This window comes from Streptomyces sp. NPDC050636 (genome assembly GCF_040654775.1).
Taxonomy (GTDB): domain Bacteria; phylum Actinomycetota; class Actinomycetes; order Streptomycetales; family Streptomycetaceae; genus Streptomyces.
In genome coordinates this window covers 1-13,006 of the sequence record NZ_JBFAIP010000142.1, presented here as the reverse complement: position 1 = coordinate 13,006, position 13,006 = coordinate 1, and the positions used below count along the sequence as shown (strand labels likewise).

Genomic DNA, 13,006 nt, shown 5'->3' with positions numbered 1-13,006 from the left:
GCGCCTGCGAGCCGCCCCTCGGTCCGGAGCCTTCAGTCCGCGGTGATGGCCCGGGTGGCTTCGACCAGGACCTTCCTTCCGTCCTGACCCATCATCACGAGGCGTGCCAGCCAGGGCCCCTTACGGTCGTAGGCATGGGTGACGGTCGCCTCGTCGGTCTCGCGCTGCGTACCGTCGCCGAAGTACCAGTGGTAGCGATACCCGGCGGCGGGCGGCTTTCCGTTCACCGTCACCGACATGCGCACCTCACTGCCGACGTGCGTGTTCTTCGGGACGTTGAGCTGCGCCCGGGGTCCCTGCCGGGGGAGGTGGAACCACTCGCGAACGCTCGGGTTGAGGAGAAAGGCGTCGGCGTACTGCCGGGCACCCTCGATGTCGGGGTGAGCGACGGCCGCACTCAAACACTGCGCCGGAGTCGAGCTGAGCTCGGGGCAGGCCCGCGTGCGCAGCGGGAAGGCCGGGTCGGTCACCGGAGTGTTCCAGACTTTGGAGTCCCGGGTGAGAAGGGCATTGTCCACGGTGAACAGTCCGTCGGCCGCAACCGCGTACGGACCGTCCGTGGACGCCTCGTTGGCGGCGACCGCCGCCTGACGGTAGGCGGCATTGGCCAGTTGTGTGTACTGCTCGTAGCGCTCGGCCACACTGCCGAGGGCGCCCCTGCAGAAGGTCAACCGCGCACCGGCGACTCCCGGGGTCGAACAGGTCTTCACCGGGATCGGAGAACTGCTGCGGCTCAGCGCGTAGTAGAAGTCGGCCACGATCACCTTCGGCCGCCCCGGCAGGGAGTGGGCCTTCTCGATCGCCGCCCGCATCCCGCGTCCGCCGTATCCGACCTTCGCGCCGCTGAAGTAGGGCACGTCCTTGGCCGGGTTCTCCGCTGCCGCCCCGACGCCCGAGCACTCGCGCTTCACTGCCTCGGGCAGGTTCTTCGAGCCGGGGGTGATGCCGACGCCGATGCCGAAGAAGGGATCGAGGTCGTTGATGCACCCGTTGATCACGACCAGATCGAGCCCGTAGCCGCCCGCCCGCGCCTGCGCACCCGCCTTTTCCAACTGGCAGAACACGTCCGGCATTTGCTGGGTGACCTCGCCGAACTCCATCTCCCCGTCGCCGTCCGGGTCCTGTTTCTCCGTCGTGTGCAGACAGGCCGCGTCATCGTTGCCCGCGGGCAGCTCGGGCGCGTCGAGCACCGCGCCGGAGATCGAGTAGTCCATGTTCTGATGGCCCCGGCCGGTCTCACGGCCGAGCAACTGACCTGTCAGGTAAGGGAACTTCTGGTCGTGGTCCAGGCCCTGCCCCCAGACCACGGAGTCACCGACGGACGCCACCCGCACCGGGTCGCACCCGCGGCGGATCGTGTCCCGCCAGACCTTGCCGTAGCGCCCGGATGCATGGCCGCCGGACGAGGCGGCGATGCGGGCGTCGACCTGTAGGGCGGTCTCGGCTGCGGGCACCCGGTCGAAGGGGATGCTGAACTTGGCCGTGCCGACATTGGCGGCCATGTCGAGGCGCCCGCCGGCCAGCTGCTTCTCGCCGGCGCGTATGCGCCACTCCACGGTGGCTCCGGCCTTCGCCGCGGCGGGGTCGTAGATCTGCACCCGGCCGCGTACGGCTCCACTGCACACGGGATTCGGCGTCAAGTCCACGTCGAGGACGAGGGGGAACGCCGATCCTGGCAAGGCGACGGCGCTGGCCTGCGCCTCGGCGGGGAGCCCGCCGAGGAGCTGGCCGAGGAGCACGGCGGCCGCGCCGACCGCCGCGAAACGCCTCGTCGCGAACGAGCGGCGAGCCACCGCCGGCCCGCCCGGAACGGAACCCGCGCCGGTGCCCGCCCGCCTTGGCACAACCCACCGCGACCACGCTAGTCTCACGCCAATACCCCTGTTTTCGCTGTCATTTCGGTCCGTGCGGAGTCAACTGAATCCCGCATCGGTAGGGATGATGGCAGTCGGGAGACCGGCATGGACTGCGGGCGGGGTCCCATACCGAGTGAAACTGATCACTTACCCGCAGTTACGGGCCGCAGTGCAAGTCGGCGACACCTCCGTCGACCGGGATGGCGGCCGCCACGGCTAGCAGCACGGCGAGCGGCATGGGTACGTGGCGGCGGACCGGGGGTCGTCCGAGAGCGGCGAGTCGAGAGCGGCGAGCTGTGAGCGGTCGGGTCGTGAGCGGTCGGGCCGCTTCCCGTGCCCCGGCCCGGGGGCGGGCTGCCGGCTGCTGCGGTGGCGTTGGCAGCGAAGGACACGGTGATTCCTGCCGGTCTCCTCGGACCTTTGTTCCCTTCGCGCGGTCAGACGCCGAGGAACAGAACCGTGTACAGGGTCAGCCCGGGGCCGAAGGCCAGGGCCAGGCCGTATTGCTCGGGTGCCAGCGGAGACCGGAGCTGCAGCTCCTTCACCACCAAGGGCAGGCTCGCGGAGGCGCAGTTGCCGTGTTCCCGCAGCACGTGCCGGGAGGCGGCCAGGGCCTCGGGAGGAAGGCTGAGGCTGATCGCGGCGGCGTCGAGGATGCGCGGTCCACCCGGGTGCACCGCCCACCAGCGCACGTCGGCGAGGCTGAGCGAATGACGCGCCAGCAGGTCGCCGACCATGGGCGGCAAGTGGCGTTCGAGGACCTCGGGCACGCGCGGAGACAGGCCCATCCGGAACCCGTGGTCCCCGACCGTGAGCGACATGTAGTCCTCGTGCTCGGTGTCCGTGTGCGCGGCCACGTCCACGACCTGCAGGCCGTGGCCGACCTCGGCGGGCCGCTCCGGCTGGATGACGGTGGCGGTGACGGCGTCGCCGAACAGTGCGTTCACCACCCGTTGGCCGGTGTCCCAGGGGGGTGGCTGCAGGTGCAGCGACGACAGTTCCGCGTTCACCAGCACGGCAGACCGCCGCTGAGTGCGTACGAAGTTGGCGCACGCGGCGAGCGCCGGCAGAGCCGCCAAGCAGCCCATGTGCCCCACCAGGAGCCGCTCCACCGTCGGCGACATGCCCACGTCCCGGGCCAACCGGGTGTCCAGGCCCGGCGCGGCGTATCCGGTGGAGGACGTCACGCACACCAGGCCGACGTCGGCCGGATCGATGCCGGTCTCGGTCAGCGCCGAGGCCACGGCGTCCTTGCAGAGTGGAAGTGCCTCCTCCTGGTAGTGGCGCATCCGCGCGGCCGTGGACCAGTTCTTGACGTCGTCGAGCAGTGGGCTCACCGCCACATGACGCCGTGAGATGCCGGAGCTCGCGGCGATTCGGTCGACGAGCCGCCGACGGGTCTCGTCCTCCTCCAGTAGCGCGTACTCCTCCTGGCTATAGGAGATCGCTGGTAGGGCTACCGTGACTCCGGTCACTACTGCCGAACCGCATTCGCCCATATCTGGCCACTTTCCGTAGTCACGAAGAAGCGTAGGGTTATCATACCGGTGGGAGTCAGGGGCACCACACGGTGCTGCGCCCGGACTGCGGTAGGCCGTCGTTGCGGCGACCCAGCCACTACACCGCCCACACGTGGCGCGAGAAGCACCGAATGACCTGCACGGCCGAGGGTCGCCGCCAAGCGCCCACCCGCGCCGGGCGTCCACGCCTCTCAGTGGCCGGTGGAACGATCACGCCTGGTGATCGACGCGATCCTGTCCCGTGTGCGGACGGGGATACCGTGGCCTGACCTGCCTGACCTGCCTGACCTGCCTGACCTGCCTGACCTGCCTGACCGAGTTCTGCAAACGCCGCAACGAAGCCGAGCGGACGATCAACCGACGCAAGACCTCCCGGCCGTCGCCACCCGCTACGACAAACGGGCCTACGTCTACCGCGGCACCGTCACCACCGCCTCGATCCGCTGGTGGCTCCGCCATGATCAGCCGGTCAGCATGATCAGCCGGTCATCACGGTCAGCACGGACAGCACCTATCGCAGCGCGTTCCCCAGCAGGTCGGCGCCAAGGCGGCCGACCAGGTCGATGTCGAGCTCGTGGAGCACGTAGCGCCCTTCGCGTCGGGTGCGGGTAAGGCCGGCCTTCTTCAGCACAGCGAGATGCCGGGACACCTCAGGCGCGGTGAGGTCATTGGCATCCGCCAGTTCCGTCGTCGAGTGGGGCCCACGGGCAAGCGTCCGGCAAAGGCGCAGCCGAAGGGGATGGGCAACGGCTTCCAGGCGCTGCTGGACGGTGGTCAGCGACAGGGTGGGTGGCATGTCGGGCACGGCGACCGGGTATTGGAGGACCGGCCGGTCACCGTGGGCGTCCCGGACGACGAGATGTGGCCATCCGAAGGCCGTGGGCAGGAAGAGAACACCGGTGTGGGAGGCCCTCACCCGGCCGTCCTGCAACTTGTCGACCACAAGACGGCCGCGCTCGGCGTCAAGAGTGATGGCAGGGGATACCGCGGTGACAGCCTGCTTCAGCCCGTGGTGCTTGAGGACTTCGTTCTTGTGCCGGGCATCGGCCACCAACTGACGTCGCACCCGCTGCCAGACCTCCCCGAAGAAGGTCTCCTCGCATTCCTCCAGCAACCGGCGCAGCCAGGCTCGTACCTTCTGCGGTTCCTCCAGCAGCCGGTCGACGAACGCCGCCTGACGCAGTCCACGCCCGGCGGCGAGCTCCCGGGCCCGCCGGCGGTCCTCCGCACGGTGGAGGGGAGAGGGCTTGGGGTGCGTGAACGAGGTGGCACAGGAGACCTCCACCACGGCGACAACGAAGGCGTTGTCGTCCAGCCGCTCCCATGCGTCCAGCTCCTCCTTGAGGTCCGCCGCCGCGATGCCGGGCAGGAACAGATCCGATCGCGTGGAGCGCCAGAGGATGTCCGCTTCGTACAGCCTGTCGGCCAGGTCCGGCGGGAGGCCGGCCCTGGTCTCCGTGGCCCATTCGAGGAGGCTGGGATGGTGAGAGGGTTCGGCCAGGACATGGAGGGCCGCTCCCAGCTCGGCAAGCGGAGAAACCCCGAAGGAGATGCGGTCCAGGGGAACGTCCGAAACATCGATCACCACGCTCATCCCTTTAGTGTCCCGCCTCCAGTGTCCCGCCTCCCTGCGCTCTCCTTTCCCGGCTCGACCCGACAGTGCCTTCGCCCTCGTCGGATGAGAAGGGCTGGGCAGACGTTGTGCGACGTTGTGTGCCATGGTCTGCAGGTCCGCGGCGTCGATGCGCCCGACTCCAGTCTGGTCGAGGACCTGTCGGAGGAACGCTTCGAGCCGCTCCGGGCGGGCATCGGGACCGGTGCGGGCGTCGGGGCTCGCCGAGGCACCCCCCGTGACCCGGGTGAAGTTCCCTGCCAGACAGTGCAGTTCGTGCGAGCTCAGGACGTCCTGGACAGCCCCCACCCGCCCCACCCGCACCTCACCCTTCACAGCGAGGGTCCCACCCGCCCTGTTCGGCTGGGGCCCTTGCCCTTACCCTCGCCCAACTGACGCCGCTGGAAGGCGAGATGGGATGATCGGCCGCATGGATCGCACACAGAGCGGGGCGTGGCTCCTCATTCTCGTGGTGATGGGGCTGATCGGCGTGACCGCGGTCAGCAGCCAGGTTCATCTCCACGACGCCTACGGGCTGCAAACGGAGGGACCGGAGCCGTGGGTGGACTACAAGGGCTCCTACAAGCCGCAGGAATCGGCGGCTTACCGGCAGGGGCCGAAGCCGGACGCCATCTACGTCTCCTACGTTTCACCGGAAGACGGCGGCTGAGGCGCCGGGGGTTCACCGGGGGTTCAGCAAGGGTCTCCACGCGGCCGTGTCTCTCGCAGCGGACGCGGCCGTCCGCGCCGCACCTCGGGCAGCATGGGTGCAGACAAGGCATACAGCAACCGCAAGATCCGCGCGTACCTGCGGAGGCGTGGCATCGGCATGTGACCCCGGAAAAGACCGGAAAAGACCGGAAAAGACAAAGAAGGGCCACAAGGCCCCCGCAGGTGGTGGGGTTCACGCGGCGAAACAGCGCCGAGCCGTCGCTACCCGCTATGACGAGCACGGATACGTCTTCCAGGGCACCATCACCGCCGCCTCACTCCTCATCTGGCTCCGATCATGACGGCAGAGGCAGAGCCCTATGCCGACGCGGCCAGTCGGTCGAGGCGATCACGGTGGGGCAGGCTCAGTGCGAGACCTTCTGCGGCGAGGTTCTCCTCCAGGTGATCCGTTCGGGCAGTTCCCGGGATCGGAAGGATGACCGGCGAGTGCCCGAGGAGCCAGGCGAGCGCGACCTGTGTGGGAGTGGCGCCGAGCTCGGCCGCCACGGCGGCGATCTCGGCCTCTGCCCCTGAATTCCCCCAGGCGACTGGGCGCCAGGGCAGGAACGCGATCCCCGCCGCCTCGCAGGCCGCGAGCACGGACTCGTGTTCGCGGTCGAGGAGGTTGTAGCGGTTCTGCACGCTCGCGACGTCGATGATTCCCCGTGCCTGGTCAAGTTCGCCGACGGTGACCTCGGACAGCCCGATCCGGTCGATCTTGCCCTCCCTCTGAAGGTCCCGAAGCGTGCCGAGCTGATCGGCGAGCGGTGTCTCCGGATCGATGCGGTGCAGCTGGAGCAGCTCGATCCGCTCGACGCGCAGCCGGCGCAGGGCCTGCTCGACCTGAGCGCGCAGGGCAGCCGGCCGCCCGTCGAGTCCCCACTCGCCGGAGGACTCCGATCGCACGATGCCGACCTTGGTCGTGATGAGCAGCCCGTCCGGATAGGGATGCAGAGCCTCGGCGAGAAGCTCCTCGTTGGCTCCCCAGCCATACATATATGCGGTGTCGATCAGCGTGACACCCAGTTCGACGGCCCTCCGGGCAACCGCGAGAGAGGTCTCCCGGGCGGTGCCCGGCTCGGTTGGCAAGTGCATGGCCCCGAACCCGAGCCGCCGCACGCCTAGATCCCCGCCGATACGAAACATAGTTGGTGCCATGTGTTGTCCTTGCTCCCCTCGATCAAGGGGCAACGCTAACAGCGCAGTTGGCTTCGGGGGTGTCGATGAGCGACGGACCGACCTGTTCTTGATATGGCGAGGACAACGAGCTACATGAGCGAAGAGACGCGTCCCAGCGCCACTACGTCTGCCTGCGAGGCGCCGACAGAGAAGCCATTCGATGGAGACGCGGTCTCCCACGGGCCGTAGTGGTCGACGCCAGATGCACAGCAGTCCGCCACACCGCCGACAGGGCAACGGCCCCGGCAAAGGCGCCTCGTGAAGGTTGTTCCTCGTCGGAGCCGACCGCCCGGTGCTGGAGACCTTCGTTCGTAGGCCCCGAGCCCGCCACGCCCCTCGCGCCACCCGTTCTCCGTGTCACCCGTTCTCCGTGTCACCGCTCAACGGCCCACGCCGATACCGAGTACGGTTCACGGGCTTTGAGGTGTGACCGGCCTGGGGAGGTCATGGTCCCAGGACCTGGGCCGTTCCAGCGCCTCCCACTCGGCGCGGAGCAGGGACAGGAGCGTGAGGTCGTAGCGGCGGCCGCGGTGCAGGCAGGCCGAGCGGCGTACGCCCTCGCGGACGAAGCCCGAGGCGGCGAGGACGGTGAGGGCTGCGGCGTTCTCGGTGTGGGTGACCGCTTCGAGGCGGTGCAGGGGGAGTTCGCCGAAGGCCAGGTCGGCCAGCGCGTCGAGGGCGTCCTTACCGTGGCCCTGGCCGCGGTTCTGCGGGGCCAGCATGAGGTATGCCTCGGCCGTGCCGTCGGCGAAGTCCTGGGCGATGAGGGCTATGTGGCCGATGGGGGTGCCGTCGGGCAGCAGGACGAGGAAGTCGTCGCGGTCTTGATTGTCGATGTCGCGCTCGATGCGGTCGCGGAGCGAGGACAGGGCGCGCGGCCAGAAGCCGATCTCATGGGCGGCCGTCGGGTCGGACCGCCACGTCTGCAGCAGCTCGGCGTCATCGGTCTCCAGAGGAGTGAAGCCGACGTTCCGCCCCCGCCAGCATGCCTCCCGGCCCCTCTCCGCCGCCATGTTCTTACCCAAGTCCTCGGCCATGGGCGGATCGTACGGGCCGGGGCGAGCGGTCGGCCACGGAGTTTCCGCGTGGTTCCGCGCCGGGGGCAGCGTCCGTCGGTGCCCGGTGATATCGGCATGTGGATGAGCCTGGAGCGGACGGTCCGCCATCTGTTTGTATGGCCCCCCGAAATGCAGTTCAGGAGGTGACGGACAAATGGTGTCCACGGAGAGCATTCTGGCGTTCGCGGCGATGTCGCTACTGGTGATCGTGATTCCGGGGCCGAGTGTGCTGTTCGTGATCGGTAGAGCTCTTGCACACGGCCGCCGCACGGCGCTCGCGACGGTCCTCGGCAACTTGGTCGGTTCGTACGTCCTGGTGATCGCTGTGGCGTGGGGCCTCGGCGCGCTGGTGGAGAGCTCGGCGGCAGTGTTCATGGGCGTGAAGCTGGCCGGAGCGGCGTATCTCGTCTACCTGGGCGTGCAGGCGTTCCGGCGCCGCAAGGAGATGCGCGCGGCGGACATGGTGGCACCGGCGGGTGAGCGGCGTGGCGATCTACGCACGATCCTGGACGGGATTTTCGTGGGCGTCACAAACCCGAAGGGCATCGTCTTCTTCGCGGCGGTGCTGCCGCAGTTCGTGGACCACTCGGCGGGCCATATCCCCCTCCAGATGATGCTGTTGGGCCTGGTCCCGGTCACCATCGGCCTGATCACGGACACCCTGTGGGGCCTGGGTGCCGCAGCGGCCCGTTCCTGGTTCGCCCGCTCGGACCGTCGCCTGTCGATGGTCGGCGGGGCGGGCGGCTTCGCGATGATCGGCCTGGGCGTGACGGTGGCTGCGACGGGCCGCGCCGACTAGGCCTGAAGGCAGGTTTCCTCCTGGTCAGCGACTTCGGCTGGTTCGCCGATGCAGTGTTCGTCCGACACGATCCACGGTGACGCCCCAAGAGCCGGACGACGCTCAACTCGCCTGCCGGTCACACTCACCAGCAGCACACCGGCTCATTGTGTTAGCCGTTTTTGTACCCACGGAAATCGGAACAGAGCGCTAGGCCTGTTCGTGGAAATGCTGCCGGAGCCTTTCCTGGATTTCGATGAGCACCTGACTGTGTTGCTTGAGCATCCCGAGGCGCGCCTCTGCTGTACGGGCGTAGTCGGCGTCCGGCTTGACGTCACTGCAGGACGCAGCGAGCAGATATCCGTTGAGAGCGTCCATGGCCGATGCGTGATCGGCATCCTGACCATTTCTGAGAAGATAGCGGTCCAAGGAAACGTCGTCGCCGGCGATCACATTGACGACCACTGAAGGATGCCAGTCCGTCGCGTTGTTGAGCGAGTAATGTGTGTCGAACCGTACAGTGACCGATTCGCCTTGGGGGATCTCCACGTCGTATCGGCCCTCGTCGTTGGTGTAGCTGTGGCGAATGAGAGACAGATCATTACGATAGACGCTTACCTTGATCATGGGGATAGGCTTGTGGTCGGTGATTGTTCGCGCATGCCCGTACATGAGAGTCTCCTTCCGGACGGAATGCCGATTGAGTCAGAGGCACCGACTCATGGATCAGAGGCACCGACTCTTGGATCAGAGGCACCGACTCTTGGACGAGCACAGCAGCGCATCCATTGCATGATCGCCAGCTCGGCGTTGCGGGGGTTGAGTTGGAGGTATTCCCGTCGCTAGCTGTCACGGAGTCCTCCCGGTCAGCCACGGTCTATATACATTTTCGCGCCGCGCCTCGACCGAGGCATCTGGATCACCCCGCCCGGCGGGAGCGCGACGCAGGCACCGGAACCACCGTTGGCGGCCTACGGGAGATCGTCGCCTGCAGCACCGCTGGGCCGGCTCCTCGCCAAGCGGAGCGGACCGCGTAAACACGCTGGACAACGACGGCGACCGGGTTCAGGAACACCGCTGGGGACACGGCTGCGTGCGGACGAAGGCGAGCGAGTGTGGTCCGCCCTTTGCGAATATGGATTTCCTGTTGCCTATGGATTTCCTGCTACCAGTTGGGAGCTACGTCAGACCCAAACCCCGCCCCGGCAGGGCGCTTCTCGAAGTGCAGGTGGGGGCCATGGGCATTTCCGGTCTCGCCAACTTTGGCGATCTTTTGCCCAGCCCGAGCGGAACCACTGGTGACAACCCGCTCGGAGAGATGGCAGTACCAGTAGTCGAACCCGCCAGAGGTCAGTACGAGGTACTTGCCGAAGCTTTCATCGCGCCCGATACGGACGGAACCACTGCGTACCGCGACGCAGGGCGTGCCGTGATCGGCGGCGTAGTCTGCGCCGGTGTGGTAGCCCAGGCTCCAATGGGGCCCCGTCTTGCGATAAGCGGTCGTCACCCCGTGCCCAGGAACGGGAGAGGAGGCGCGGCTTCCGTCACCACTTGTCGCCGGCACCCGGAGTCGATCCCACGACTCCTTGCCAGGTGTGCCGTCAGCAGCGCTGCCCGAGAACCGGAGCTTGCGCTGCCAGGCCGCATAGGACTCACGGTCGGTATCCGTCCATTCAGGGCCGGGACCCGACTGGTACCGCCCGCACTCTTCCGCAACAAGGCGCTTCCCCATCGCGGTAATAACGGGACTGCGTTGTCCTTTGTGGAAGAACGTTGCTCCGGGAAACGGCTCTTGCGCAGGCATGGCTCTCCTTCAGTAGGGATGGGGTGGCAGGTCAGGATTTGCCTCTAGGACACGCGAGATATCCCCGTACCTGCCTCGTCTCATCTCCGAACAGCCCCCGTGGCTCCAGTAGGGATAGTGAATCCCACAGCAGTCAGGGCGTTCTGAGCGTTCTGAGTGGACTGAGCGGACTGAGCGGACTTCACGTCATCGTTGGGCTTGCCGAATCGCACGTTGGAAAGCTCGACCATCGTGCCTCCTTGCCCCCATGGGGGCGGGCAGCACCGATGGAGGGCCGGTGCATGTCAGCTCCACGCATCAGCGGACCCTGAGTCGACAGCCGGCGCAACAACCTCTGCGCCGCCGGTACGGCCACTTGCCCCTGTATCCACCATGTGTCTGCTGGAAGCCCCCCGCAAACGGAGTAGCGCAAGGCCTCACTGCTTCGTCAGAGAGTCAGGCATTGGCGACGCGTAGCCTGTGAGCTTTTCTATGAGGCGGGCATAGGACTTCGCGTCGTCCGATCCGAGGAGAGGCCACCGGATAGAGCACTCTCCGGCACTGCGGCGCGGTCCATCCACCCGATTCGGCAGAGCGCCGGCGACTCACTCACGCCGAAGGCGCCGCCTATCGCGTACGAAGTCGTAATGGCTACGCCAGTTGCTTGGTGCAGCTGGCGACGAGCTCTCCGTCGGCGAATCCCTCCACTCGCACGGACTGCGCGGCGGTGGCACCTGGAACCGTGATGTCGGACTGTCCGTCGGCGAGGTCCACCGACGTACGGGGCCGCTGATCAAGATAGACGTCCACCCGGTCAACCTTGGTGGTTTTGAGCTTGAGGTGCAGGGTGCCGTCGGCTTGCGCGGCATCTGTGATGGCCAAAGCCCGTACAGGTTGGGCCTTGAGGAGCTCGCCGGCGCGAGCCAGCAGGTCGGCGTTGTCTTCGAGCAGGTCCCGGCGGGTCATTTGGTGGCGTTCATTCGGCACGACGCCCAGGTCCTCCAGCGGTGTGCCGGCCTGCTTGCCGACCCGTAGCGACCGGCGAATGGCCACCCGCATGCCCGCCCCGTTCGGCAGGGGCCGGTAGGGCGACTGCGCATCCTGAGGGAGGAATGAGCTGATCTGGTCGTGTGTCCAGACGTTGGCGCCACCGGCTCCGGTGTTGTCATCCGTTCCGAGCACGGTGCCGATCCGATGGTCCTGGAAGCCGGCGGCGAACACGTCGGTCGCGGAGTAGCAGCGGGCGTTGGTGATCAGGACGACCGGGCCGAAGTATTGCTGGCCGATCGCGTTGGTGCTGGTTTCCGGGGTGAGGGGGAACGCGCCGGAGAAGGTCGCACCGATCTCCACGGCCTGCTCCATCGAGGACAGCCAGGGGGCGAGATTGGCGCGCTGGCGGCAGATGCGCAGGTTGAGCGGGGTGTTGATGAACTGGAACGGTTCGGGGACGACCCGGCGGGGTGTCAGGGTCTGGAGAGTGAGCTCGGATGCGGCGACGGCGCCCCCGCCGTTGTCGCGCACGTCGACGATCAGGCCGTGCTGAGGCAGTTGGCCGATGAGCCGGACGAACTCTTCAACGAAGGCGGCGGGGTCCTCGACGCGGAACGTGAAGATACGAATGTGCCCGAAGGCGCCCAAAGGAGTCTGGGCGGTCCGGGCCCGGAAGACCCCTGGCATCATGCTCGCGACCTCGCCCGCTGCGGCGACGGGGAGTTGACCGGCGGCGGCGTCCCGTTCCTGACTGATGACGTGCGGCGCGAAGAGCAAGGCATTGGCTCGGCGGGTCTCGTCGGCTTCAATGTCCAGTCCCATGGCGAGCGCAGTCTCACTGAGCGAGTCCGCGTCGGCCATGGGCGGCAGGTTCTCCACCACCCAGTTCTCCCGCAACTCCCGCTTGGTGCCGTCGGCGTCGGTGTAGCTGACGGTCACCCACTCTTCAAACGGCGGCAGGTGGGCCTTGAGCGAGCGCACGGTCAGGGACTGCACGCCCCGGCTCCGCCGCGCGGCCGTGTTGCTGCCGGCGAAGCGGGCGGCGTTGAGTTCCACGGCCTGCTCGATCGGGACGCCGCTCCAGTGCGTGACCTCCACGCCCGGTGTGAAGCCGGGGGCGGAGAAGTTCTGTGTGGTGTGGGTGACCAGGAACCGTGGGCCCTGCGGGCCGGTGCATTCCTCGACGAGGAACGGCAGAAAGGCGATCTTCCGGTTGAACGGGGCGGGCAGTTGGTAGTTGGTGTGCAGGTCCCGGACCGAGTGGAAGACCTTCGACAGTTCGGAGTGGAAGAACCACTCCGGCGGCATGGTGTCGTCGGTCTGCCGCTCCAGTTGTCGCCGCAACACCCGAAGCCGCTGCACCGGGTTGATCGCGTACATCGCCATTTTCAGGGGCAGGTGGACGTAGTTCTGCTCCAGCAGCACTAGTTGTGCTGTCCCGGCACGTTGGTGACACGCGTGCTGGGTGCTTGAACGGGTGAGGGCCTTCTGGGTTCGGTGTGGATTGCGACACTCCACC

The 13,006-nt window shown here is 67.4% G+C and carries 9 protein-coding genes and 4 pseudogenes; 4 read left to right on the top strand and 9 right to left on the bottom strand.

The genetic code is table 11. From position 1 onward, the window contains the following. Positions 1–32: 32 nt before the first annotated feature. Positions 33–1,793, bottom strand: a complete 1,761-nt coding sequence (locus AB0I10_RS38035; protein ID WP_363157323.1) for a PKD domain-containing protein — start codon at positions 1,791–1,793, stop codon at positions 33–35. Between the two features lie 500 nt (positions 1,794–2,293). Beyond that, entirely contained in the window at positions 2,294–3,331 is a 1,038-nt protein-coding gene (locus tag AB0I10_RS38030; protein WP_363157322.1) for a 3-oxoacyl-[acyl-carrier-protein] synthase III C-terminal domain-containing protein, read from the bottom strand. A gap of 370 nt (positions 3,332–3,701) precedes the next feature. Here AB0I10_RS38030 and AB0I10_RS38025 point away from each other — a divergent pair. After that, positions 3,702–3,835, top strand: a pseudogene (locus AB0I10_RS38025) (IS5/IS1182 family transposase); the annotation flags it as partial. 52 nt (positions 3,836–3,887) lie between these two features. Here the strand turns inward: AB0I10_RS38025 and AB0I10_RS38020 are convergent. After that, positions 3,888–4,970 (bottom strand): DUF5937 family protein, encoded by a 1,083-nt coding sequence (locus AB0I10_RS38020; protein ID WP_363157321.1) that lies wholly within the window; start codon positions 4,968–4,970, stop codon positions 3,888–3,890. 448 nt (positions 4,971–5,418) lie between these two features. Here AB0I10_RS38020 and AB0I10_RS38015 point away from each other — a divergent pair, with 448 nt between their 5' ends. Continuing rightward, entirely contained in the window at positions 5,419–5,658 is a 240-nt protein-coding gene (locus tag AB0I10_RS38015) for a hypothetical protein (protein ID WP_363157320.1), read from the top strand. Between the two features lie 60 nt (positions 5,659–5,718). Then, positions 5,719–5,814 (top strand): annotated as a pseudogene (locus tag AB0I10_RS38010) (IS5/IS1182 family transposase); the annotation flags it as partial. A gap of 203 nt (positions 5,815–6,017) precedes the next feature. On the opposite strand, the gene AB0I10_RS38005 reads toward AB0I10_RS38010, so the two are convergent. Next, positions 6,018–6,857, bottom strand: coding sequence for an aldo/keto reductase (locus tag AB0I10_RS38005; RefSeq protein ID WP_363157319.1), 840 nt, complete (start codon positions 6,855–6,857; stop codon positions 6,018–6,020). Positions 6,858–7,288: 431 nt separating this feature from the next. Next, a complete protein-coding gene (locus AB0I10_RS38000; RefSeq protein ID WP_363157318.1) occupies positions 7,289–7,915 on the bottom strand; it encodes a GNAT family protein in 627 nt (208 codons plus the stop codon). Between the two features lie 175 nt (positions 7,916–8,090). Here AB0I10_RS38000 and AB0I10_RS37995 point away from each other — a divergent pair, with 175 nt between their 5' ends. Beyond that, positions 8,091–8,735 carry a LysE family translocator gene (locus tag AB0I10_RS37995; protein WP_363157317.1) on the top strand — a complete coding sequence of 215 codons (645 nt, stop codon included), beginning with the start codon at positions 8,091–8,093 and terminating at the stop codon, positions 8,733–8,735. Positions 8,736–8,924: 189 nt separating this feature from the next. On the opposite strand, the gene AB0I10_RS37990 is transcribed toward AB0I10_RS37995, so the two are convergent. The 4 genes and pseudogenes from AB0I10_RS37990 to AB0I10_RS37975 form a co-directional block, all read right to left on the bottom strand. Continuing rightward, positions 8,925–9,386, bottom strand: coding sequence for a carboxypeptidase regulatory-like domain-containing protein (locus tag AB0I10_RS37990; RefSeq protein WP_363157316.1), 462 nt, complete (start codon positions 9,384–9,386; stop codon positions 8,925–8,927). 493 nt (positions 9,387–9,879) lie between these two features. After that, a pseudogene (locus tag AB0I10_RS37985) lies at positions 9,880–10,164 on the bottom strand (M23 family metallopeptidase); the annotation flags it as partial. A 108-nt stretch (positions 10,165–10,272) separates the two neighbouring features. Next, a pseudogene (locus tag AB0I10_RS37980) lies at positions 10,273–10,506 on the bottom strand (peptidoglycan-binding protein); the annotation flags it as partial. 642 nt (positions 10,507–11,148) lie between these two features. Further along, positions 11,149–12,912, bottom strand: a complete 1,764-nt coding sequence (locus AB0I10_RS37975; RefSeq protein ID WP_363157315.1) for a S41 family peptidase — start codon at positions 12,910–12,912, stop codon at positions 11,149–11,151. Between the last annotated feature and the right edge of the window lie 94 nt (positions 12,913–13,006).